Below are 22,828 nucleotides of genomic sequence, written 5' to 3' on the forward strand. Positions count from 1 at the left end.
CTGGAGGCCCCTGATGACCGGAATTCCCGCCAGTTCCGCGGCCCGCGTACGGCGGCGTCTCGTCGTGGTCCTCGCCGCCGTCTCGATGACGGTACTCGCCGCCTGCGCCGGGAAGAGCTCGGCCGGTGACGGGGACCAGAGCTTCGCCGTCGGCGTCCCGGCGTTCTTCGTGCAGAACCTGACGCCCGGCAGTTCCGGCAGCAGCTACGTCGACTACGCGATCTGGTCGCCGCTGACCAGGGTCGACGGGCAGAGCGGCAAGCTCGAGATGCTGGTCGCGGACTCGATCGAGTCCACCGACAACCTCAACTGGACGATCAAGCTGAAGCCCGGCTGGACGTTCCAGGACGGCAGTCCGGTCACCGCGCAGTCGTTCGCGGACTCCTGGAACGCGACCGCCCTCGGCGCCAACGCGCTCACCGGGAACGCGTCGACCTCGATCTTCGCCGGGTACGCCGCGATGAACCCGCCGAAGGGCAAGCCGGCCGCGAAGACGTTGTCCGGCGTCCACGTGGTCGACAACTCCACGCTCAAGGTCACACTGGTCAAGCCGAACGCGCTGCTGCCGTACATCCTGTCCTCGACCACCTTCGCGCCGCTCCCGGCGAACGCGACCAAGGACCTGAAGGCCTTCGGCACCCACCCGATCGGCAACGGCCCGTTCAAGACCGGCGGCTGGGACACCGGCGCGCAGGAGATCAAGCTCGAGCGGTACGACGGGTACGGCGGCACCAAGGCGGTTGCCAGTGGCATCGACCTGCACGTGTACCAGCAGACCGGTGCGATCTACACCGACTTCCAGGCGGGCACGATCGACCTCGCGCTGCTCGACGGCTCCGACCTCTCGAAGGCCAAGAAGGACACTCCGGACCAGGTCGTCGACGTCCAGTACCCGGCCGTCGTGTACCTGAGTTTTCCCCTGTACGACAGCCGGTTCGCGAACCCGCAGCTGCGCAAGGCGATCTCGATGGCGATCGACCGGGACGCGATCGTCAAGTCCCTGCTGGCCGGGAACGCGAAGGCCGCCACGGGGCTGGCGCCGCCGACGCTCACCGGCGGCGGTGACGCGAAGTGCGACGCGTGCAAGTACGACCCCCAGGGAGCGAAGGCCGCGCTGCAGGCGGCCGGCGGCTGGAACGGCCCGATGACGCTCTACACCTACCAGGACCCGACGAACGAGAAGGTGCTGCAGGCGATCGCGAACCAGCTCCGGACGAACCTCGGCCTCCAGAAGGTCAGCTTCGAGTCGCAACCGATCGCGCAGCTGTACCAGGGCCTCGGCGGCAAGTCGATCAAGGGTCCGAGCCTGCTGTACTCGGGTGCGCCGTACCCGCACATCTACGCGCTCGCGGATCAGATGTTCTCGGCGGGCGCGCCGCTGAACGTGACCGGGTACGACTCGAAGACGTTCGCCGGCCTGATCGCCCAGGCGGCGTCGAGCAAGGACGCGGACTCGACGACGAACTACTCCAAGCAGGCGGCCGAGCAGGCGCTCACGGACCTCCCGGTGGCGCCGCTGTACTGGCCGGTCGGCGGGCTCGTGCATTCCGACCGGCTGAGCGGAGTCGTACCGGAGGTGCTCGGCGGCGCCCGGCTGTCGGTCGTCAAGGTCGGCTGATGGCCGGCTACGTGCTCCGCCGGCTGGCGGGGATGGTCCCGGTCGTGCTCGGTACGACGCTGCTGATCTTCGCCGCGGTGTACGCGCTGCCGGGCGATCCGATCAAGGCGCTGGCCGGCCCGGGGCGGGTGCTGTCGCCTTCGGTCGAGGAGGCGTTGCGCGAGCGGTTCCACCTGGATCAGCCGTTGTGGGCGCAGTACGGGCACTATCTGGGCGGCCTGGTGCGCGGCGATCTCGGGATCGACCTGCAGGGCCATGAGGTGTCGGACCTGGTCGTCCGGGCGTGGCCGTACACGTTGCAGCTCGGCCTCACCGCCTGGGCGATCATGGCCGTGGTCGGCATCACGCTCGGAACCTTCGCCGGGATGCGCCAGGGCGGTACGGTCGACTGGATCGTGCTGACCGCGACGACGGTGGTGGTCGGCGTACCGTACTTCGTGATCGCGTACGTCGCGCAGATCCTGCTCGTGGTGAACCTCGGCTGGTTCCCGACGTCCGGCGTACGGGAGGGGTGGCCGGCCAGCTACCTGCTGCCGGCCGCGGTGCTCGCGCTGTTCGGCATTCCCGAGCTGGTCCGGCTGACCCGCGCCAGCATCATCGAGAACCGGTACGCCGACTACGTGGACACCGCGATCGCGAAGGGCCTGCCGCAGCGGATGATCGTGGTCCGGCACATCCTCCGGAACTCGCTCGTCCCGGTGGTGTCGGTGCTCGGACTCAGCCTCGGGTACATGGTCAGCGGCACCGTGCTGATCGAGGGCATCTTCAACATCCCCGGACTCGGGTACGTCGTGTTCAACGGCATCTCGCAGCAGAACGGCCCGGTCGTGGTCGGCGTCTGCAGCCTGCTGGTGCTGGTCTACCTGATCATCAACCTGCTCGTCGACATCGTCTACGGCCTACTGGACCCGAGGATCAGCCTTGCCGGCCGCAAGTGAGGTGCTGGCGGTTCCGCGGTCCCGGCGGCGGGTGTTGCGGAAGCCGCGGATTGCGATCCCGCTCGGGGTCGTCGTACTGATCCTGGTCGTGGCCGCCGTACCGGGAGTGTTCGCACCGGTCGATCCGCGGGCGTGCGACCTCAGGAACAGCGGGAACGGGCCGGTCGCGGGGCATCCGTTCGGGTTCGACATCCAGGGCTGCGACCTGTACAGCAACGTGGTGTACGGAACGCGGTCGTCGGTGACGATCGGCTTCACCGTGACGGCCGGGTGCGTGCTGATCGCGTTGCTGCTCGGGTGTCTGGCGGCGTACTACCGCGGCGCGGTCGATGCCGTGATCAGCCGCACGATGGACATCTTCTTCGGCTTCCCGGCGCTGGTCGGGCAGGTCGTGATCCTGAACACCTTGCACCAGCGGAACGTCGTCGTGGTGTCCGCCGTACTGATCCTGTTCGCCTGGCCCGCGATGACCCGGCTGATGCGGTCGGCCGCGCTGGCGACCGTCGACCTCGACTTCGTGAAGGCGGCCCGCGGGCTCGGTGCCGGACCGGTCCGGGTGATCGCCCGGCACGTATTGCCGAACTCGTTCGCCCCGATCCTCGCGGTGGCCAGCCTCGGCGTCGGCGGGATGATCACCGCCGAGTCCGCGCTGACTTTCCTGGGCGTCGGCCTGCGGGCGCCGTCGATCTCGTGGGGCGTGCAGCTGAACCAGGCGCAGGACTCCTTCCGCGATCACCCGCATCTGCTGCTGTTCCCGTCCCTGTTCCTGTCCGTGACCGTGCTGTCGTTCGTGATGCTCGGCGACGCGTTGCGGGACACCTTCGATCCGAGGTCGCGATGACAACGTTGCTGGAGGTCTCGGACCTGACGGTGGAGTTCCGGACGTCGCGCGGCTGGAACGTCGCCGTCGACGGCGTCGACCTCTCGCTGACACCGGGGCGGACGCTGGCGGTGCTGGGGGAGTCCGGGTCGGGGAAGAGCGCGACGGCGCGGGCGATCATGGGCGTCCTGCCGGCGGGAGTCGGCCGGGTCGGGCGGGGGCGCGTGGTGCTGGACGGTCAGGATCTGCTGCAGTTGCCGGCGGAGCAACGGCGTACCGTCCGGGGTGCTCGGGTCGGGATGGTGTTCCAGGACGCGCTGTCGGCGTTGAACCCGGTACTGCCGGTCGGGTACCAGGTCGGCGAGAGCTGCCGGGTGCACCTGGGGATGTCGCGGCGCGCGGCCCGGCGGCGGGCGCTGGAGTTGCTGGATCTCGTCGGCATCCCCGACGCGGCGCGGCGGATCGACGACTATCCGCACCAGTTCTCCGGCGGGATGCGGCAGCGGGTGATGATCGCGACCGCGCTGGCTGCGGACCCGGAGATCCTGATCGCGGACGAGCCGACGACCGCGCTCGACGTCACCGTGCAGGCGCAGATCCTGCAACTGCTCGCGTCCCTGCAGGCGGACCGGCAGATGAGCCTGATGCTGATCACCCACGACATGGGCGTGGTGGCCGGAATGGCGGACGACATCCTGGTGATGTACGCCGGCCGCGTCGTCGAGCAGGGCCCGGCGGACGACGTCTTCGAACGGCCGGCGCATCCGTACACGCGGGCGTTGCTGGACTCGATCTGTACGGCGGACCGGAAAGGCCTGCCGCTCCGGGTGATCAGCGGACAACCGCCCGACCTCGGCAACCTGCCGTCCGGGTGCGCGTTCCGGACCCGTTGTGTGCAGGCCGCGGACGTCTGCCGGACGGCACCGCCGGTTGCCGCCGTTTCGTCGGTTCACCAGGCTGCTTGTCACTTCGCCGGAGGTGCAGGATGACTGTGGTACTTCAGGCGCGCGACGTGCGGCGTACCTTCCGGATCGGCGGGCTGCTCGCCGGGCGGCGGGGGACCGTGCACGCGGTGGACGGGGTGGATCTGGAGCTGCGGAGCGGCGAGACGCTCGGGATCGTCGGCGAGTCGGGGTCCGGGAAGTCGACGCTGGCGCAGTTGCTGGTCGGGATGGAGCGGCCGAGCTCGGGCGAGATCGAGCTGCTCGGCGAGCCGCTGCACACGATGCGCGGGCGGCGGTTGCGGCGGGCGCGGCGCGACATCCAGCTGGTGCACCAGGATCCGTACACGTCGCTGGATCCGCGGATGACGATCGGCGCGATCGTCCGCGAACCGCTGGAGATCCACCCCGACGTCGTACCGCGGGGCGACCGGGCCAAGGCGGTGGCCGAGCTGCTGGAGATGGTCGGGCTGAACCCGGATCAGTCGGAGCGGTTGCCGCATCAGTTCTCGGGCGGGCAACGGCAACGGGTCGGGATCGCGCGGGCGCTGGCGCTGCGGCCGAAGGTGCTGGTGTGCGACGAGCCGGTGTCGGCGTTGGACGTGTCGGTGCAGGCGCAGATCGTGAACCTGCTCGAGCAGTTGCAGCGGGAGCTCGGGATTGCCTACGTCTTCATCGCGCACGACCTCGCGGTGGTACAGCACATCGCGGACCGGGTCGCGGTGATGTACCTCGGCCGGCTCGTCGAGGAGGGAGACTCGGTGCGGGTCTACGCCCGGCCGCGGCATCCGTACACGAAGGCGCTGCTCGCGGCGGCGCCGGTGCCGGACCGGTCCGCACGGCACCGGCCGCCCGAGATCGTGCTCCGCGGCGAGCCGCCGAGCCCACTGGATCCGCCGTCGGGCTGCCACTTCCGCACCCGGTGCTGGCTGGCCGAGGACCGCTGCGCGTCGGACGATCCCGCGCTGCTGCGGGTGGGCGCCGGCGCCGTGGCGTGCCACTTCCCGCTGGCCGAGCCGTTGCCGGAGGCAACCCATGCCGGATGATGGGGGCCTGACCGCGGCGGAGGCAGCGGCCCGGTCGGCCGTGCTGTCGGTGACGTCGTACGACGTGACGCTGGACCTGACCGGGCTGCCGAGCGGGGAGCACTTCGAGTCGCGGAGCGTGGTCGAGTTCACGTACGACGGGACCGGCGGGCCGGGTCTCACGTGGATCGACCTGGTCGCCGAGCGGGTCGACGAGGTGGTCCTCGACGGCATACCTCTGGATCCGGACGAGGTGGTCCGTGGCGACCGTCTCCGCCTCGGTCCCCTGGGCGGGACCCACCGACTGGACATCCGCTCACGCCATCGCGCCGGGTCGGGACGCGGCCTGTCCAAGTCTGTCGATGACGGTGTGTATGCGTGGACGCAGTTCCAGCCGTTCGATGCGCGGCGGGCGTTTGCGTGTTTCGATCAGCCGGATCTGAAGGCGACGTTCGCGTTCCAGGTGCGGGTTCCGCTGGACTGGCACTGCGTCAGCAACCGGCGGGAGACGGAGGTCGCCGAGGACGGGGACGTCGCGGTGTGGAGGTTCGCGCCGACACCGCGGCTGCCGACGTACGCGACAGCTGTGTGCGCCGGGCCGTTCCACGTTGCGAGGTCGGAGCGGATGGCCGTCTTCGCGCGCCGTTCGCTGGCGGACGCTCTGGACGCGAACGCCGACGAGCTCTTCGACCTGAGCCGGCGTGCTCTGGCGCTCTTCGAGGACGCGTTCGGCGTGGCGTTCGACGGCGACTCGTACGACCACGTGTTCCTCCCCGACCAGCCCGGCGCGATGGAGAACCACGGGTGCGTCACCTGGAACGACCAGGTCCTCTACCGCTCGGAGCCGACCGCCGAACAACGCCGCCGGCGGGCGCTCGTCCTGCTGCACGAGATGTCGCACATGTGGTTCGGCAACCTGGTGACGCCGCAGTGGTGGGACGGCCTGTGGCTCAGCGAGTCCTTCGCGGACTGGGCCGCCCTCTGGGCCGCTGCCGAACTCGGCGTCCTGGACCGCCGCTGGTCGGTGGCGACGGCGCTCGAGAAGGAACGCGCCGCCGACGCCGACCTGCTGTCCTCCACCCACCCGGTCAGCCGCCCGATCCCCGACATCGCCGCCACCGAAGCGAACTTCGACGCGATCACCTACGCCAAGGGCGCGGCCGTACTGCGCCAACTGGTGTCCGTCGTCGGCGAGGACGCGTTTTTCGAGGGCCTACGCAAGTACTTCGCCCAACACTCGGGTGGGAACGGCAACCTGCCCGCGTTGCTCGCCGCCGTCCAGCCGTTCACACCAGTGGCCCTGACCACGTGGTCAAGGCTCTGGCTGGAGTCGAGCGGGATCAACACGCTGTCACTCGAAGACGGTGTGCTCGTCCAGGACGGCGTACTGCGTCCGCACACGATCTCGATCGGCGTGTACGCCGGTTCGCCGCTCGCGGAGGTCGCCCGGGTAGGGCTCGCGGTGACCGAGGCCCGCACCGAGGTTCCGCTCGACGGATCCGGGTTGCTGCTCCTCGACGACCGCGACACGACGTACGCGATGTTGCTGCCCGACGCCGAGTCGATCCGCACGCTGGTGACGTCCGGCGCGGGCCTGACCGACCCGGTCGCGCGCTTCACGGCCCGCCGTACCCTCCGGGGCCTCCTGCTCACCGGCCACCTCGCAGCCGCCGACATCTACACCTACGTCACCGCCTCCGTGCCCACCGAACCGGACCCCATCCACCTCCAAGCGCTGACCAACCTCGCCGCCGAGGCAACCATCTACGCCGACCCCGCCCAGCGACCAGCCCTCGAACATCACCTCGCCGCCGCCATCACCACCGTCCTCGACCCCTCACAACCCGTCCTGGTCGAGGCACTCGCGGACTGCGCCGGAACCGCGGACCACCTCGCCCTGGTCGACTCACTCCTGGCGAGCACCGATCAACCCCAGCCGATCCGCTGGCGCCTCCTCACCCGCCTGGTTGCCCTCGGCGCCGCCGACCACGACCGCATCAACGCCGAGCAGACCCGCGACCCCGACCCGGACGCCCGCTGGCGAGCGGCCGCAGCACGCGCGGCCATTCCCACCGCGGCCGCGAAGACCACCGCCCTGGATCTCCTGCTGACAGCCCCCGGCATCCCGGCGGCCGAACTGCAAACCTTCGGCGCAGCACTCTGGCATCCCCGCCACGACACCGACCACGCGATGTCGTTCCTGGAGCGCCTCGTCCCCTTTGCCCACACCACCGACTGGTTCGCGGCGGCCCGCGTCGCCCGTTACGCCTTCCCGGCCACCGCCGACCTCCCGTTCCTCGACAAGGTCCGCGAGGTCGCCACCGCCGTACCACCCGTCCTGTCCCACCCCCTGCACGACCAGGAGGAGACGGCCCGCCGCGCCGCGACTGCCCGTGGGAACCAGGCGATGCGGCCATGGTCTGGATGGACGGTTTGCTCCTGAAACAATTGCTACACCTACGCGGCCCTCGGGAGGCGTAGCGTGCGGGTGTGGATGGAGAGGTCGAGCGACTGCGGGCGCTCTTCGAGTTGTTCGGTACGACGCAGGCCGCCGGGCGGTCGCCGGTGTACGAGGCGTTGAGTGCGGCGATCCTCGACGACGCGGAGCTGCTGGGCCTGATGCTCGGCACCCCGCCTGTGCAGCGGAAGCCGAGTCTGCTGTTCGCGTGCGTGAACGCGCTGCTGGCGGAGCATCCGGACGAGCCGTTGGCGGCGTACTACCCGACGCATGGTGGCCGGCGCGATGTCGACGGTCAACTGATGCCGGCGTTCCGGGCGCTCTGCCGGACGTACCGCGATCCGCTCGTGACGCTGCTGCGGACCCGGTCGACGCAGACGAACGAGCCGCGGCGGGCGATCGCGCTGCACCTGGCCGTGAGTCACCTGGTGCGGAAGTGGAACAGCCCGGTCGCCGTCGCGGAGGTCGGCGCCAGTGCGGGGCTGAACCTCTCCTTCGACCGCTACACGTTCGGCACCGAGCTCCTCGACGGTGACCTCGAGGACCTGCTGTCGCCGACGCCCCAGGTCACCACCCGACTGGGGATCGACGCGCATCCGGTCGATCTGCGCGAGCCGGTGCACCGGGCCTGGCTGGAGGCGTTCGTCTGGCCCGAGCAGGTGGACGATCTCGCGATGTTGCGCACGGCAACGAACGTGACGCTGGCCGGCGGGATCCGGGTGGTCGCCGGAGACGCCGCGCGGGACGTCGAGCGACTGCTGTCCGCCGTACCGGGCGACGAACCGCTGGTCGTCTTCACCGCGTCGCTGCTCAGCTATCTCACGCCGGACGACCGGAGCGCTTTCCTCGCACAACTTGACGTTCTCGCCCGGCGCAGAACTGTCGCCTGGGTGTTCGCCGAGGCCCCCGGTCTGCTGGCCCGCGCGGGGATCGAGGTCCCGCCCGAGCTGGCCGGGCGCAACTCCAGCTACCTCGTCGGGACCCAGCCTGACGGCGAGTTGCTCGCCCTGGCCGACCCGTACGTCCGCCGGCTGGCGCCCCGCCGTACCCCGGACGACGACTTCGCCTGGGTGCCCTGATTACTCGCCGGAGAGCGTGCGGGCTTCGGCGAGGAGCTCGTTGGCCCGCACGCCGAGGCCGTCCCCGCCCCACCCTCGGCCTGCAGTACCAGAATGCGCACAGCAGGCGAGTGTATTCGAACGATCGAAGTGGCTGCCGCTAACGGAAGATGTAGAAGCCGGTCACCGCGGTCGGAAGGATGCCGAGCACCACCCAGAGCGAGAGCGGGCTCCGGCGGTGGATGGCGAGGATGCCGACCGCGGTCATCACGCCGATCACGCCGGACATGATCCACAGGCCGACGCCCTTGCCGAAGTCGCCGTGCGAGACGCCGATGCTGTAGACCGCGAGCGTGACCGCCGGGACGGTGCCGACGTGGAAGAGGACCGCCGAGACGACCCAGCGCTGGACCGTCTCGATGTTCATCGGCCGCGGCGTCCGGCGGCGGATCGGCCGCCGGGGCCGCGGTCGCGGGTCGGCGTACGGTGCCTCTTCCATCAATCCTCACTTCTTGGTGCCGGCCCGGCGTTCCGCGCGGCGGCGATGACGTGGGTCAGGCGTTCGTGGAGTTCCGTCAGTTCGTCGATGTCCAGACCGAGCCGCGCGACGACGGCCGGCGGCACCTTCAGTGCCTCGGTGCGCAGCGCGCGGCCCTTGTCGGTGAGCGCGACCGCGAGCGAGCGCTCGTCCCGGGTGTCGCGGTCGCGGCGCAGCAGGCCGGCGCTCTCCAGTCGCTTGAGCAGCGGGGAGAGCGTCGCGGGCTCGAGCTGGAGCATCCCGGACAGGTCCTTGACCGAGACCGGCTCGAACTCCCAGAGCGCCAGCATCACGAGGTACTGCGGGTGTGTCAGCCCCATCGGCTCGAGCACCGGGCGGTACAGCGCGATCACGCTGCGGGCGGCGATCGCCAGCGCGAAGCACACCTGATGCTCGAGCGCGAGCGGATTCTCCGGCAGGGTCTGTCGTGCGGGCATACAGTTAGTGTAGCAATAGTTAGCACACTAACAATTCGCGTCAGCTCCGCGTGATCCGCTCCGGGATCCGCTCGATCCGGGTCCACCCCCTCCAGCCGCGCTCCTCCATCATCGCGAGCAGCCGCGCGGCTTCGGGGGCGGATTCGATCATGACGGCGTCCAGCAGTTCGACGAGCCGGTCGTCGAACGGCTCCGCGCCGAGCTCGCCGGCCTCGGCCGCCCGGATGTACAGGCGTTCGAGGAGGTCGGCGATCTCGACCAGCAAGGCCTCGTCGCCGTCGTTGTCGACCGCCTCGCTCACCAGGCTGTAGAGCTTCTGCGCGTCCGGATCCTCCAGTTGCTCGTGCTTCGCCGCGATCACGGCGTCGATGACCTCCGGCACCTGCACGGCGATCATGATCCAGGCGCCGCGTTCCATCTCGATGTAGCGCTCGCTGACGCCGTGCGCGCGCAGCCGGTCGAGATAGCCCACGACGCTCGGCGGGAGCGCGAGGTGGTCGCCGGCCGCGAGTCTGGCGAGTCGCCGGCGGCTGTCCTGCAACCGCCGGATCTCCGCTCGCAGGTCCTTGTCGATCCGGTGTACGCCGTCCTCGAACTCCTCCGGCGTCGCGTCGAGGAGCTCCTGGACCCGGGCCAGCGGTACGCCGGCCTCGGCCAGCGTGTGGATCCGGATCAGCCGGACGACCGCGGCCGAGCCGTACGACCGGTACCCGGAGCGGTCACGGTCGGGCTCCGGCAGCAGCCCGATCTTGTGATAGTGCCGCACCGCCCGGACCGTCACCCCGGCGTACGCCGCCAACTGGCTGATCGTGAGCATGGGTCCAGCCTGCCTCAGGCGGCCTTGCGTCGATAGGCCATCATCGCCAGGACGTACGCCACGACGAGCACGCCGACGCACCAGGCCAGCGCCGCCCAGATGTCGTTGCCGACCGGTTGCTGGGCGAACAGCGCCCGGATCGTGTCGACGATCGACGTCACCGGCTGATGCTCGGCGAACCACCGCACCGGTCCGGGCATGGTCTGCGTGGGCACGAAGGCCGAGCTCAGGAACGGCAGGAAGATCAGCGGGTAGGCGAACGCGCCCGCGCTCTCCACCGATCCCGCGGTCAGCCCGGGGATCACCGCGAGCCAGGTCAGCGCCAACGTCGACAGCAGCAGGATGCCGGTCACCGCGAGCCAGGCCAGGACGCCGGCGCCCGAGCGGAAGCCCATCAGCAGCGCGACACCGATGACGATCACCAAGGCGATCACGTTGGCGACCATCGACGTGATCACATGCGCCCAGAGCAGGCCCGACCGGGCGATCGGCATCGACCGGAAGCGCTCGAGGATCCCGGTCTTCAGGTCCATGAACAGCCGGAACGCGGTGTAGGAGATCCCGGACGCGATCGTGATCAGCAGGATGCCGGGCAGCATGAAGTTGATGTACTTCGATCCGGTGTTGATCGCGCCGCCGAACACGTAGACGAACATCAGCATCAGCGCCACCGGAGTCAGCACGGTGGTGATGATGGTGTCCAGGCTGCGGGTGATGTGCCGCAGGGTCCGCACCGTCAGCGCGGTGGTGTCGCTGAGGAAGTACCGGTTCATCGCTGGTCTCCAATGATTGCCAGGAAGATCTCCTCGAGCGTCGGCTGCTTCTCGACGTACTCGACCTTCGCGGGCGGCAGCAGCTGCTTGAGTTCGGCGAGGGTGCCGTTCGCGATGATCCGGCCCTGGTGCAGGATCGCGATCCGGTCCGCCAGTTGCTCGGCCTCGTCGAGGTACTGCGTGGTCAGCAGCACCGTCGTACCGGAGCCGGCCAGCTCCTTGACCAGCTGCCACACCTCGATCCGGGCCTCCGGGTCCAGGCCCGCCGTCGGCTCGTCGAGGAAGATCACCGGCGAGTCCCCGAGCAGGCTCATCGCGATGTCCAGCCGGCGCCGCATGCCGCCGGAGTACGTCGCGACCCGGCGGGCGCCCGCCTCCGTCAGCGAGAACCGCGCCAGCAGGTCGTCCGCGACCTTGCCCGGATCCGCGAGATGGCGCAGTTTGGCCACCAGTACGAGGTTCTCCCGTCCGGTGAGGATCTCGTCGACGGCCGCGAACTGACCGGTCAGGCTGATCGACCGCCGTACGTCGTCCGGCTGCCCCGCGACGTCGAAGCCGTTGATCGCCGCGGTCCCGGCGTCCGCCCGCAGCAGGGTCGCGAGGATCCTGATCGTCGTGGTCTTCCCCGCGCCGTTGGAGCCGAGCAACGCGAAGATGCTGCCCCGCGCCACCTCGAAGTCCACGCCGCGCAGGACCGCCTGTTTGCCGTAGGACTTCTGCAGCCCTTGCACCCGGATAGCTGGATCGGTACTCATGGCGATCAGGATGAAGGGTTGACCCTGCGTCAAGGTCAAGGCAGCACTTCTGATCAAGTGCACGCGACGGACGATCAAGCGCGCGGAGGCCGGGGTCGCGAGGCTTGGAGGGTGTCTTCTACTACTACGTCTCGCGCGGCAGCCCGCCGTACCGGACTGTCGTCTCTGATTGCTCTCGATCTTGGGATCTGCCTGCTGGTGGCGAGCGAGTTCTTGCCGGCCAGCGTGCTGCCCAGGATGGCCGCCGACCTCGGTGTCTCCGAAGGGACGGCGGGGCTGGCGGTGGCCGCCACCGCGATCGCTGGTGCGGTCACGGCGCCGTCCATCGCCGTGGTGTTGCCGCGGACGGATCGGCGGCTGGTGCTGATCGGGCTGTTGGCGGCGGCTGCCGTATCGGATCTGGCGGTGGCTCTTGCGCCCGCGTTTGTCGTTGTTCTGTTGAGTCGGCTGGTGCTCGGGGTTGCGATCGCGGGGTACTGGTCGTTCGCGTTCGGGGCCGGCGTACAGGCGATGCCTGGTCGGGAGCGGTTGGTGTCGACCAGTTTGTCGGTCGGGGTCAGTGTGGCGACGATCGTCGCGATACCGCTGGCCTCGGTCGGGGCGGACACCGCGGGGTGGCGCGTTGTGTTCGGGGTCGCGGCCGGGGTCACCGTGGTGAGCCTGGGGTTCCTGGTGGCGGTGTTCCCGGCGGTGCCGGCGCATCCGTCGGCGGGGCTCGTGATGATGCGGAGCGCGTTGCGCAATCCGTTGCTGATCGCGGGTCTGGTGATGATCGTGCTCGCCGCACTGGGGAACTTCGTCGCCTATCCGTACATCCGGTTGGCGATCATGCGGGTGACGCCGGGGGACTCGGCCTGGTTGTTGCTCGCGTGGGGATTCGGCGGATTGCTCGGGAATCTCGCGGCCGGCGTGTTGGCGACCCGCCTGCGGTTGGCGTCGGCGGTCGCACCGCTGTTGCTGTCGGCGAGCCTGGCCGTGACCGGGTACGCCGTGGGTGTGCCGATGCTGGTGGTCGGGGTGGTGTGCTGGGGGATCGCGTTCAGCATGATCCCGGTCGCGACCCAGCTCTGGGTGGCGCGGGCCGAGCGTGAGCACACCGAGTCCGCGATGAGCCTGCAGGTGACGGCGTTCCAGACCGCGATCACGATGGGCGCGGCCGTCGGCGGGTCAGTCGTCGACGGTCACGGCGTCGCGGCGGCGCTCACGGTCGGCGCCGTCTGCGCAGCACTCAGCGGGATCGGCTTCGCCGTCCTCCGCCCGTCCTGAAGGCCAGTCGGCTCCGCCGGCTTCGCTGTGCTGGGGTCGTCGTGCAGGGCATGGGACCGCCAGGATTGGGGGGAGGAGCCGTGGTCAGCGGCGAAGGCGCGGCTGAAGGCCGCGATCGAGCCGTAGCCGCAGCGGGCGGCGACGGCCTCGACGGGGAGCAGGGGGTCGGACAACAGCCGGCGCGCTTCGCCCATCCGGACCTCCCGCAGCATCCGGACCGGGCTGCGGCCGAGCGCCTTCTGGAAGCGTGCGCTGAGTGCGGACCGGGACAGGTGTACGAGTCCCGCCAGCGACTCCACGCTCCACTTGTTCGCCGGATCCGCGACCACCGCCTCGAGCACCCGCGTGACGAGCGGATCGCCCGCCTCGGGGACGGGCCCCTGGTCCTGCTGCCAGGAGTCCGTCATCGCGGCCCCGATCAGCGTGCCGTACCCGTCCGCGAACACCGTCGCGCGGCAGACACCGTCCAGCGGACAGCCTCGCACCAGGTCGGCGACCCCCGCGTGCCGGTCGGCGAACCCGCGCACGAGCAGCGGACTCGGCACCGGCCGCGTCGCGACCACCACCCGCAGATCCCCGATCGCGAGCTTGGCGCCCTCGTCCGACGCGATCGCGAAAGCGGTTCGCGCGTCCACCCAGGCCGCGTCCCCGACCGCGAGCGGCGTACTCCCGCCCGCCGTCTCGAGGTACGCCGTACCGTCGAGCACCAGGAACCACTGGGGTCCGGGAACGCTCAACGTCTCGCGCCTGCCGAGTATGTGGTGGTTGAGCTGACCGAGGTCGAACCGGGCCGCGGTACGCCGAGAATCCGCCATGAACACGAGAACAGCCGAGGCGGGGCGGCCTATTCCACACTGCTTGCTGTCGATCGGGACAAGTCCTGTCCGCGGCAGGGCTTCGCTCGTTAGTCTCGAACGATGGAACAAGATCCGGATGAGGTGGCCGACGACGCGGCCGAGGAGCTGGCGACCGCGGAGACGAGTGACGCCGAGGACCCGACCTCGACCGAGGCATTGGAGGCGGGCCTGGAGAATCTGCGGGGCGCCGCGAAGGCGTTGAAGGAGGACTGATCAGCGGCTCGGACTGAGCTGTACGGCGTACCAGGCGCTGGCCAGCTCCGCGGCGTCGTGCGGGTCCGACAGCGTCCGGCCGGTGAGGTCCTGCAGCCGGCGGAGGCGGTAGCGGACGGTGTTCGCGTGGCAGTGCAGGGCGCGCGCCGCGTGCTCCGCCGAGCCGTCGTGGTTCAGGTACTCGTGGAGCGTGTCGAGCAGGACCGTACGGTCGTCGGCCGGCAGCGCGAGCACGCTGCCGAGGACGGCTTCGGCGATCCGCCGGCCTTCGTTCGGGTCGATCGCGATCAGCGCGGCCAGCGGGCTCGGGTCGAACCGGCGTACCTCGGCGCGCCCGACCGGGACCGTCGCCATCGCGGTTCGTGCGAGCTGGAGCGCTCGTGGGGTGTCCGACAGGTTCGAGTACAGCGGGCTCACGCCGGTACGGGCGCTGACGCCGTCGCGGAGCAGGGACAGGGCGAGCTCTTCCTGACCGGAGGCGACCGCGATCAGGCCCAGCTGCAGCGCCGGTGTCAGCCGCCAGCCCGAGACGACGCCGCGCTCGGACAGCCGACGTTCGATCCCGGGCAGGCTCTCCGCCGCCAGCGCGCGGGTCTCCGCCGCGACGACGAGCAGTTGGCCGCCGGGCGGAAGCCCGAGCAGTGACGCGGCCTCCCACGGGCCGCCGTCCGGGCCCGGCTGACCGGTCAGCAACGCCTCGACCAGCGCGGCCCGGCGCCGTTGCCGCGCCAGCATCAGCTCGGCGGTGGCGGCCCGGTACGCCTCGGTGACCGCGAGCGCGTGCTCGTCGGTGACCTGCCAGATCAGGCTCGCGGCCGACAGCAGCGCGTCCGGCGCGGACTGCGCGCCGGTCTCCCGGGCGTGCGCGAGCAGCGCGTCCCAGAGCGTCGCGAAGCTGATCCGGTACGCCTGCAGTACTTCGGGCAGCGGCGCCGACTGCTGCGCCCGGCGGCGCCCGGTCTCCCGCGGCGCGTCCAGGTCGAGCGGCGCCTGCGGCTCCCGGATCGCGCCGACCAGGAAACGCAGGTTGTGCCCGACCGAGCGCCGCAGTTCCGCGATCGAGACGACCGCGCCGGTCCGGTAGAACGGCATCTTGGCGACGATCGCCGTACAGGCCTGCTCGGCGAGCTCGGGGAGCTGTCCCTCCGCCCAGGCCGCGAGCTGCGCGAGGTCCGGCTCGGTGTCGGTCATGTCCTCATCTCAGCACACCGGCGGCGTGCTGACAGCGGCCCGCGACCCGGCGGCTGGTGGTTCGGACAACCCGGTCGGTCGCTTCGGACAAAGACCCGGGCGATCCGCCGCCGGCGTCGCGGCGCGGCGGTAGCGTCCGGCACGTTCCCGGCGTACGGCGGTTCCCGGCCGGCCGCCCGGGCCGGTACCGGGTCGGTGCAGGGCCGGTGCCTTGGGCAACGACCGCGCCGGGGAACGGACCGAGCACGGACGGAGGCTGAGATGGCGAAGGCGGTCGGTATCGACCTCGGGACCACCAACTCGGTGATCGCGGTGGTAGAGGGCGGTCACCCGACGGTGATCGCGAACGGCGAGGGATCCCGGACGACCCCCTCGGTGGTGGCGTTCACCGAGGACGGCGAGCGGCTGGTCGGCCAGCTCGCCCGGCGGCAGGCGATCCTGAACCCGAAGGGCACGATCTACTCGGCGAAGCGGTTCATCGGCCGCCGGTACGACGAGGTCAGCAGCGAGCTGACCGCGGTCTCGTTCGACGTGGTCGACGGCCCCGACGGGTCGGTGCGGTTCGACGTCCGGGGCAAGCTCTACGCGCCCGAGGAGATCTCCGCGCTGGTCCTGCGCAAGCTCGTCGAGGACGCGTCGAAGTTCCTCGGCGAGAAGGTCACCGAGGCGGTGATCACGGTTCCGGCGTACTTCAACGACACCCAGCGGCAGGCGACCAAGGACGCCGGGAAGATCGCCGGGCTGGAGGTGCTGCGGATCATCAACGAGCCGACCGCGGCGGCGCTGGCGTACGGGCTGGACAAGAAGGAGAACGAGACCGTCCTGGTGTTCGACCTGGGCGGCGGGACCTTCGACGTCAGCATCCTGACGGTCGGCGACGGGGTCGTCGAGGTGCTGTCGACCTCGGGTGACGGGCACCTCGGTGGCGACGACTTCGACCGGCGGCTGGTCGACTACCTGGCCGACGAGTTCAAGAAGGCCGAGGGCGTCGACCTCCGGGACGACGCGCAGGCGCTGCAGCGGCTCTTCGAGGCGGCCGAGAAGGCCAAGGTCGAGCTGTCGTCGGTGACCCAGACGCACGTCAACCTGCCGTTCGTGACCGCGACGTCGACCGGGCCGAAGCACCTGGTGGTGACCGTGATGCGGTCGACGTTCGACGAGATCACCCACGATCTCGTCGAGCGCTGCCTGGGGCCGGTGCAGCAGGCGATGGCCGACGCGAAGGTGACCGCGAACGACCTCGACGAGGTGATCCTGGTCGGCGGCTCGACCCGGATCCCCGCCGTTCAGCAGCTGGTCCGGCGGCTGACCGGCGGCAAGGACCCGAACATGACCGTGAACCCGGACGAGGTGGTCGCGATCGGTGCGGCGACCCAGGCCGCGATCATCAAGGGCGAGCTGAAGGACGTGCTGCTGCTCGACGTCACGCCGCTGTCGCTCGGCGTCGAGACGCTCGGCGGCATGATGACCAAGGTGATCGAGCGGAACACCACGATCCCGGCTCGGCGGACCGAGACGTTCAGTACCGCGGAGGACGACCAGAACGCGGTCGACATCGTCGTACTGCAGGGTGAACGCGAGCGGGCCGCGGACAACCGGGTGATCGGGCGGTTCCGGCTGGAGGGGATCCGGGCGGCCGGTCGCGGCGAGCCGCAGATCGAGGTCACCTACGACATCGACGCGAACGGGATCCTGAACGTGTCCGCGAAGGACAAGGACACCGGCGCCGAGCAGGCGATCACGATCACCGAGAGCTCCGCGCTGGACTCCGCCGAGGTGGACCGGATGGTCGCGGACGCCGAGCAGCACCGTTCCGAAGACACCCGGTTGCGGGCGGACGTCGACGCGCGGAACGAGCTGGACGCGGTGGCGTACCAGGTCGACCGGCGGCTGGGCGAGCTCGGCGAGGCGGTCGCAGTCCACGAGAAGGCCCGCGCCGAGACGCTGGTCGCGGATGCGCGGCAGGCGGTCAAGGACGGTGCCGGGGCCGATCGGGTACGGCCGCTGACGCAGGAGCTGCAGCAGGTGTACCAGAGCCTGCTGGCGAGCCGGCCCGCCGACCAGCCGGGCCCGGCCCCCGATGACGACGACGTGATCGACGCCGACTTCACGGTGGACTGATGTCCGGCGAGGAAGCGCTCTCGGACAAGGTGAGCGAGGCGGCGTTCGCGGACGAGTCGGACAAGGGGCACCCGGAGACGCCGGGCGAGGCAGAGATCGCCCGGCTCGACGACCAGCTGCGCCGTACGGCGGCCGACCTGGACAACCTGCGCAAGCGCTACCAGCGCGACCTGGACCGGGAGCGCGCCGCCGAGCGCGCCCGGGCCGCGGCCGGCTGGCTCCCGGTCGTGGACAACCTCGAGCTGGCGCTCCAGCACGCGGGCACGGGCGCCGAGGCGGTCGTCGAAGGGATCAAGGCGGTCCACCAACAGGCCGTCGCTGCCCTGGACCGCCTCGGGTACCCGCGGTTCGACCCGACCGGCGAGCCGTTCGACCCCGCCGTCGACGAGGCCGTCAGCATGCTGGCCGATCCGAACGCGGAGCCGGGCACGGTGATCGCCGTGGTCCGGGCCGGTTACGGGACGGCGGACGCCTTGCTCCGGCCGGCGTCGGTCGTCGTCGCGAAGCAGTAACGCCATGGCCGATTTCTACGAGTTGCTCGGGGTCGGCCGGGACGCGTCGGCCGACGAGCTGCAGCGGGCCTACCGGAAGCTGGCGCGGCAGTACCACCCGGACATCAACAAGGACCCCGGCGCGGAGGAGAAGTTCAAGCAGGTCTCCGAGGCGTACGACGTACTGTCGGACCCCGCGCAGCGGAAGCGGTACGACGCGTTCGGCGACGACTTCCGGCGGGTGCCGCCGGACGTCGACCCGGAGTCCTGGGCGCGGTCTCAGCGCGGGCGCCGGAGTGCTCCGTTCGATGCCGGAGACATCGATCTCGAGGATCTCTTCGGTGGGATGTTCGGCGGGCGGCGTGGCTGGGGCCCGATTCCGGGCGCGGACCAGGAGGCGGAGCTCGAGCTCTCGATCGTCGAGGCGTACCGGGGCGGCCACCGGCGGTTGACGATCGGCGGCCGGACGATCGAGGTGACGATCCCGGCCGGAGTGACCGACGGGCAGCGGATCCGGCTGTCCGGTGAAGGCGGCCGGGGGAGTGGCGACGCGCCCGCCGGCGACCTGTACCTGATCGTCAGGCTCCTTCCTGACCAGCGATACCGGGTTGAGGGCCGCGACATCTACGCCGACCTCCCGGTGTCGCCGGCGGAGGCCGCGCTCGGCGCCCGGCTCGCCCTCGACACTCCCGGCGGCCAGGTGAAGCTCCGGGTGCCCGGCGGTACGTCGAGCGGCAAACGTCTGCGTCTGAAGGGCCGCGGCCTCCGGAACGGCGACCTGTACGCCGAGGTCCGCATCATCCTCCCGGAGAAGCTGTCCGACGAAGAACACCGCCTCTACGAACAGCTCGCCACGCTCGAACGGGGGAAGTCGCGATGAGTACCGCGCTGGCCCGGCCGCTGCTGCTCGATCTCGACGCGTTCGCCCGGTTGACAGACGTACATCCGCAGCTGATCGGTCGATTCGTGGCGCTGGGTTTGCTCGAGCCGGCGCGGGTGAGCGGCGGCCGGGTGTGGTTCGAGTACGGCGACGTCGCGGTGGTCGCGCGGATCCAGCGGCTGCGGGCGGCCTTCTCGCTCAACTACGCGGCGATCGGGCTGGTGCTCGACCTGCTCGACCGGCTCGCCGCCCAGGAACCAGCACTCCGTACCCGACACTTCGGAGACCGGACATGGATCTGAACCACCTGACGCAGAAGTCGCAGGAGGCGCTGCACGACGCGCAGACGAAGGCACTCCGCCACGGGCACACCGAGGTGGACGGCGAGCACCTGCTGCTCGCGCTGCTGGACCAGCCCGACGGCCTGGTCCCCAAGCTGCTCGCGCAGGCGGGCACCGACCCGGACCGGCTGCGGGCAGACCTGGAGGCCGATCTCGACCGCCGCCCGAAGGTGACCGGCCCGGGCGCGCAACCCGGCCAGGTGTACGTGACGCAACGGCTGTCGAAGCTCTTCGACACCGCCGAGCGGGAGGCCAGGCGGCTCAAGGACGAGTACGTCTCCGTCGAGCATCTCGTGATGGCGCTGCTGGAGGAGGGCGCCGACACCGCGGCGGGCCGCCGGACCCGTGAGCAGGGGTTGACGCGGGACAAGTTCCTCCAGGCGCTGACCGCGATCCGCGGCAACCAGCGGGTCACCTCGGCGCTGCCCGAGGCGTCGTACGAGGCGCTGGAGAAGTACGGGCGGGAACTGGTCGCCGACGCGCGGACCGGGCGGATGGACCCGGTGATCGGCCGGGACCAGGAGATCCGCCGGACGATCCAGATCCTGTCCCGCAAGACCAAGAACAACCCGGTGCTGATCGGTGAGCCCGGCGTCGGGAAGACCGCGATCGTCGAGGGCCTGGCGCAACGGATCGCGAACGGCGACGTACCCGAAGGGCTGAAGGACCGTGCGGTGTTCGCGCTCGACCTCGCCGCGCTGGTGGCCGGGGCGAAGTACCGCGGTGAGTTCGAGGAGCGGCTGAAGGCGGTGCTCAACGAGGTCACGGCGGCCGAGGGCCGGATCCTGCTGTTCGTCGACGAACTGCACACGGTGGTCGGCGCCGGCGCGACCGAGGGCGCGATGGACGCCGGCAACATGCTCAAGCCGATGCTCGCCCGCGGTGAGCTGCACATGATCGGCGCGACCACGCTCGACGAGTACCGCAAGCACGTCGAGCCGGACGCGGCGCTCGAACGCCGGTTCCAGCCGGTGGTCGTGGACGAGCCGACGGTCGAGGACGCGATCTCGATCCTGCGCGGGCTGCGGGAGCGGCTCGAGGTGTTCCACGGCGTGAAGATCCAGGACGGTGCGCTGGTCGCGTCCGTGGTGCTCAGCCATCGCTACATCAGCGACCGTTTCCTGCCGGACAAGGCGATCGACCTGGTCGACGAGGCGTGCGCGATGCTGCGCACCGAGATCGACTCGATGCCGGCGCACCTGGACGAGCTGACCCGGCGGGTACGGCGACTGGAGATCGAGGACGCGGCGCTCGCGAAGGAGGACGACCCGGCGAGCAGGAACCGGCTCGGGGAACTGCGCAAGGAGCTGGCGGAGCTGCGCGCCGAGTCGGACGCGATGCGGGCGCGGTGGGAGGCCGAACGCCAGGTGGTACGCCGTACCCAGGAGCTGCGCGGGCAGATCGAGCAGGTCCGGCAGGACGCCGACCAGGCGGAACGCTCGTACGACCTCGACAAGGCCGCCGAGCTGCGGCACGGGCAGTTGCCTGAGCTGGAACGGCGGCTGCTCGCCGAGGAGGAACAGCTCGCGACGAAACAGGGCGCGGGACGGTTGCTGCGCGAAGTCGTGACCGACGAGGAGATCGCCTCGATCGTGGCGCGCTGGACCGGCATCCCGGTCAGCCGGCTGCAGGAAGGCGAGCGGGAGAAGATCCTCCGGCTGGACGACGTACTGCACGAGCGGGTCGTCGGCCAGGACGAGGCGGTGCAGCTGGTCGCGGACGCGATCGTCCGGGCCCGGTCCGGGATCAAGGATCCGCGGCGGCCGATCGGGTCGTTCATCTTCCTCGGGCCGACCGGGGTCGGGAAGACCGAACTGGCGAAGGCGCTCGCGGCGGCGCTGTTCGACTCCGAGGACAACATCGTCCGGATCGACATGAGCGAGTACCAGGAGCGGCACACCGTCAGCCGGCTGGTGGGCGCGCCGCCCGGGTACGTCGGATACGAGGAAGGCGGCCAGCTGACCGAGGCGGTACGCCGGAAGCCCTATTCGGTGGTGCTGTTCGACGAGATCGAGAAGGCGCACGCGGACGTGTTCAACACGCTGCTGCAGGTCCTCGACGACGGCCGGCTGACCGACGCGCAGGGGCGGACCGTCGACTTCCGGAACACCGTGATCATCATGACGTCGAACCTCGGGTCGGCGTACCTGCTCGACGGGGTGACGCCGGACGGGCAGATCACGGAGGACGCCCGGGAGGCGGTGCTGACCGATCTGCGGCACCACTTCCGGCCGGAGTTCCTGAACCGGGTCGACGAGATCGTGCTCTTCAAGCCGCTGACGCTGCCGGAGATCGAGCACGTCGCCGAGCTCATGTTCGGGGACCTGCGGACACGGCTCGCGGACCGGCAGATGACGCTGGTGGTGTCGCCGGAGGCACTCCGGTTCATCGCCGAGCAGGGCTTCGACCCGGTGTACGGCGCGCGCCCGCTGCGACGCTTCATCTCCCGCGAGGTCGAGACCCGCGTCGGCCGGGCGCTGCTGAGCGGCGAGGTGCTGGACGGCGCGACGGTCGACGTGACGCTGTCCGGCGACGGCACTCTGGCCGTCCGGTACGAGAACCCACCCGCGGTGACTGGAGCAGCAGATGAGTGACGACGAGTTGCAGCGTGATGTCAACGACGCGATCTTCTACGATCCGAAAGTCGACAGTGTCGCGATCGTCGCGACGGTCGAGAAGGCCGTGGCCACGTTGCGCGGGACGGTCGGGTCGCTGCGCGAGAAAGTCGAGGCGGAGAACGACGTACGGCACGTCGCCGGGGTCGTCGAGGTGCGTAACGAGCTGGTGGTGACGCCGCTGGATGCCGGGCGGCGGGACGACGCGGACCTGCGCGGTGCCGTACTTCAGGCGCTCGTGCTGGACAGCGGCGTACCGTCGACTGTCGACGTGAGGATTGTCGACAGTTGGGCGACGTTGAGCGGTACGGCGAGCTGGCAGCATCAGCGCGCCGAGGCGGAGACCGTGGTCAGCCGGATGGAGTCGGTCAGGGGCGTCACGAACGACATCCGGTTGGTAGCGGCGGAGCCGCTCGCCCTGGACGTGCGGCAGTCGATCGTCGACGCGCTGGAACGTAACGCCCGGGTCGACGCGAAGGGGATCACGGTCGAGATGGACGGCACCACGGTGGTGCTCGGCGGGACCGCGACGTCGCTGGCCGAGCGGCTCGAGGCCGCCGCGGCCGCGTGGGCGTCGCCGGGTGTGACCGAGGTGGTCAATCAGATCGAGATCGTGAACTGACCGCCGCGGACGACCGTTAAGGGTTCGGCTTCAACTTCTCGTGGCGGCGCCTG

At 70.4% G+C, this 22,828-nt stretch carries 22 protein-coding genes; 15 read left to right on the plus strand and 7 right to left on the minus strand.

Annotated features, from left to right (window positions below; translation table 11 throughout):
- The first annotated feature begins 13 nt into the window (after positions 1–13).
- The 7 genes from AB0M51_RS12290 to AB0M51_RS12320 are packed head-to-tail and all read left to right on the plus strand — an operon-like array spanning position 14 to position 8,879.
- Positions 14–1,618, plus strand: a complete 1,605-nt coding sequence (locus AB0M51_RS12290; RefSeq protein ID WP_344187754.1) for an ABC transporter substrate-binding protein — start codon at positions 14–16, stop codon at positions 1,616–1,618.
- Complete coding sequence (locus AB0M51_RS12295) at positions 1,618–2,556, plus strand: ABC transporter permease (protein ID WP_363749228.1); 939 nt, start codon at positions 1,618–1,620, stop codon at positions 2,554–2,556. Before AB0M51_RS12290 ends, AB0M51_RS12295 begins: the two co-directional genes overlap by 1 nt.
- Positions 2,540–3,397 carry an ABC transporter permease gene (locus AB0M51_RS12300; protein ID WP_344187752.1) on the plus strand — a complete coding sequence of 286 codons (858 nt, stop codon included), beginning with the start codon at positions 2,540–2,542 and terminating at the stop codon, positions 3,395–3,397. The genes AB0M51_RS12295 and AB0M51_RS12300 overlap by 17 nt, the downstream gene beginning before the upstream one ends.
- Entirely contained in the window at positions 3,394–4,365 is a 972-nt protein-coding gene (locus AB0M51_RS12305) for an ABC transporter ATP-binding protein (protein ID WP_344187751.1), read from the plus strand. Before AB0M51_RS12300 ends, AB0M51_RS12305 begins: the two co-directional genes overlap by 4 nt.
- Positions 4,362–5,363: an oligopeptide/dipeptide ABC transporter ATP-binding protein gene (locus tag AB0M51_RS12310; protein WP_344187750.1), complete on the plus strand. Its 1,002-nt coding sequence runs from the start codon at positions 4,362–4,364 to the stop codon at positions 5,361–5,363. Before AB0M51_RS12305 ends, AB0M51_RS12310 begins: the two co-directional genes overlap by 4 nt.
- The gene (gene pepN / locus AB0M51_RS12315) at positions 5,353–7,785 is read left to right on the plus strand and encodes an aminopeptidase N (RefSeq protein ID WP_363749231.1); all 2,433 of its coding nucleotides are present in this window, start codon (positions 5,353–5,355) and stop codon (positions 7,783–7,785) included. Before AB0M51_RS12310 ends, pepN begins: the two co-directional genes overlap by 11 nt.
- Positions 7,786–7,832: 47 nt before the next feature.
- Positions 7,833–8,879, plus strand: a complete 1,047-nt coding sequence (locus AB0M51_RS12320; protein ID WP_363749233.1) for a DUF2332 domain-containing protein — start codon at positions 7,833–7,835, stop codon at positions 8,877–8,879.
- Positions 8,880–9,018: 139 nt separating this feature from the next.
- Here the strand turns inward: AB0M51_RS12320 and AB0M51_RS12325 are convergent, their stop codons facing one another.
- The 5 genes from AB0M51_RS12325 to AB0M51_RS12345 are packed head-to-tail and all read right to left on the minus strand — an operon-like array spanning position 9,019 to position 12,178.
- The gene (locus AB0M51_RS12325) at positions 9,019–9,357 is read right to left on the minus strand and encodes a hypothetical protein (protein WP_344187747.1); all 339 of its coding nucleotides are present in this window, start codon (positions 9,355–9,357) and stop codon (positions 9,019–9,021) included.
- Positions 9,357–9,833, minus strand: a complete 477-nt coding sequence (locus tag AB0M51_RS12330) for a MarR family transcriptional regulator (RefSeq protein ID WP_344187746.1) — start codon at positions 9,831–9,833, stop codon at positions 9,357–9,359. The genes AB0M51_RS12325 and AB0M51_RS12330 overlap by 1 nt, the downstream gene beginning before the upstream one ends.
- 40 nt (positions 9,834–9,873) lie before the next feature.
- Entirely contained in the window at positions 9,874–10,650 is a 777-nt protein-coding gene (locus tag AB0M51_RS12335; protein WP_344187745.1) for a MerR family transcriptional regulator, read from the minus strand.
- 14 nt (positions 10,651–10,664) lie between these two features.
- Positions 10,665–11,423, minus strand: coding sequence for an ABC transporter permease (locus AB0M51_RS12340; protein ID WP_363749236.1), 759 nt, complete (start codon positions 11,421–11,423; stop codon positions 10,665–10,667).
- Positions 11,420–12,178, minus strand: coding sequence for an ATP-binding cassette domain-containing protein (locus AB0M51_RS12345; protein ID WP_344187743.1), 759 nt, complete (start codon positions 12,176–12,178; stop codon positions 11,420–11,422). The genes AB0M51_RS12340 and AB0M51_RS12345 overlap by 4 nt, the downstream gene beginning before the upstream one ends.
- Before the next feature lie 111 nt (positions 12,179–12,289).
- On the opposite strand from AB0M51_RS12345, the gene AB0M51_RS12350 reads away from it, so the two are divergent.
- On the plus strand, positions 12,290–13,444 hold the full coding sequence (locus AB0M51_RS12350; protein ID WP_363749239.1) for an MFS transporter: 1,155 nt from the start codon (positions 12,290–12,292) through the stop codon (positions 13,442–13,444).
- On the opposite strand, the gene AB0M51_RS12355 is transcribed toward AB0M51_RS12350, so the two are convergent.
- Positions 13,360–14,259 (minus strand): AraC family transcriptional regulator, encoded by a 900-nt coding sequence (locus tag AB0M51_RS12355; protein ID WP_363749241.1) that lies wholly within the window; start codon positions 14,257–14,259, stop codon positions 13,360–13,362. The two genes, AB0M51_RS12350 and AB0M51_RS12355, sit on opposite strands and share 85 nt — an antisense overlap.
- Positions 14,260–14,361: 102 nt before the next feature.
- On the opposite strand from AB0M51_RS12355, the gene AB0M51_RS12360 reads away from it, so the two are divergent.
- Positions 14,362–14,514, plus strand: coding sequence for a hypothetical protein (locus AB0M51_RS12360; RefSeq protein ID WP_363749243.1), 153 nt, complete (start codon positions 14,362–14,364; stop codon positions 14,512–14,514).
- Here AB0M51_RS12360 and AB0M51_RS12365 read toward each other — a convergent pair whose 3' ends face one another.
- The gene (locus AB0M51_RS12365; protein ID WP_344187739.1) at positions 14,515–15,705 is read right to left on the minus strand and encodes a helix-turn-helix domain-containing protein; all 1,191 of its coding nucleotides are present in this window, start codon (positions 15,703–15,705) and stop codon (positions 14,515–14,517) included.
- Positions 15,706–15,966: 261 nt separating this feature from the next.
- On the opposite strand from AB0M51_RS12365, the gene dnaK reads away from it, so the two are divergent.
- The 6 genes from dnaK to AB0M51_RS12395 are packed head-to-tail and all read left to right on the plus strand — an operon-like array spanning position 15,967 to position 22,775.
- A complete protein-coding gene (gene dnaK, locus AB0M51_RS12370) occupies positions 15,967–17,826 on the plus strand; it encodes a molecular chaperone DnaK (RefSeq protein ID WP_344187738.1) in 1,860 nt (619 codons plus the stop codon).
- Positions 17,826–18,338, plus strand: a complete 513-nt coding sequence (locus AB0M51_RS12375) for a nucleotide exchange factor GrpE (RefSeq protein ID WP_344187737.1) — start codon at positions 17,826–17,828, stop codon at positions 18,336–18,338. The genes dnaK and AB0M51_RS12375 overlap by 1 nt, the downstream gene beginning before the upstream one ends.
- A 4-nt stretch (positions 18,339–18,342) precedes the next feature.
- Entirely contained in the window at positions 18,343–19,197 is an 855-nt protein-coding gene (locus AB0M51_RS12380; RefSeq protein WP_344187736.1) for a DnaJ C-terminal domain-containing protein, read from the plus strand.
- Positions 19,194–19,499, plus strand: coding sequence for a chaperone modulator CbpM (locus AB0M51_RS12385; protein ID WP_344187735.1), 306 nt, complete (start codon positions 19,194–19,196; stop codon positions 19,497–19,499). The genes AB0M51_RS12380 and AB0M51_RS12385 overlap by 4 nt, the downstream gene beginning before the upstream one ends.
- Positions 19,490–22,132 carry an ATP-dependent chaperone ClpB gene (gene clpB / locus AB0M51_RS12390; protein WP_344187734.1) on the plus strand — a complete coding sequence of 881 codons (2,643 nt, stop codon included), beginning with the start codon at positions 19,490–19,492 and terminating at the stop codon, positions 22,130–22,132. The genes AB0M51_RS12385 and clpB overlap by 10 nt, the downstream gene beginning before the upstream one ends.
- Complete coding sequence (locus AB0M51_RS12395; RefSeq protein ID WP_344187733.1) at positions 22,125–22,775, plus strand: BON domain-containing protein; 651 nt, start codon at positions 22,125–22,127, stop codon at positions 22,773–22,775. Before clpB ends, AB0M51_RS12395 begins: the two co-directional genes overlap by 8 nt.
- The last annotated feature ends 53 nt before the right edge of the window (positions 22,776–22,828 follow it).

Source organism: Kribbella sp. NPDC051137 (assembly GCF_040682535.1).
In the GTDB taxonomy this organism is placed as follows: domain Bacteria; phylum Actinomycetota; class Actinomycetes; order Propionibacteriales; family Kribbellaceae; genus Kribbella; species Kribbella karoonensis.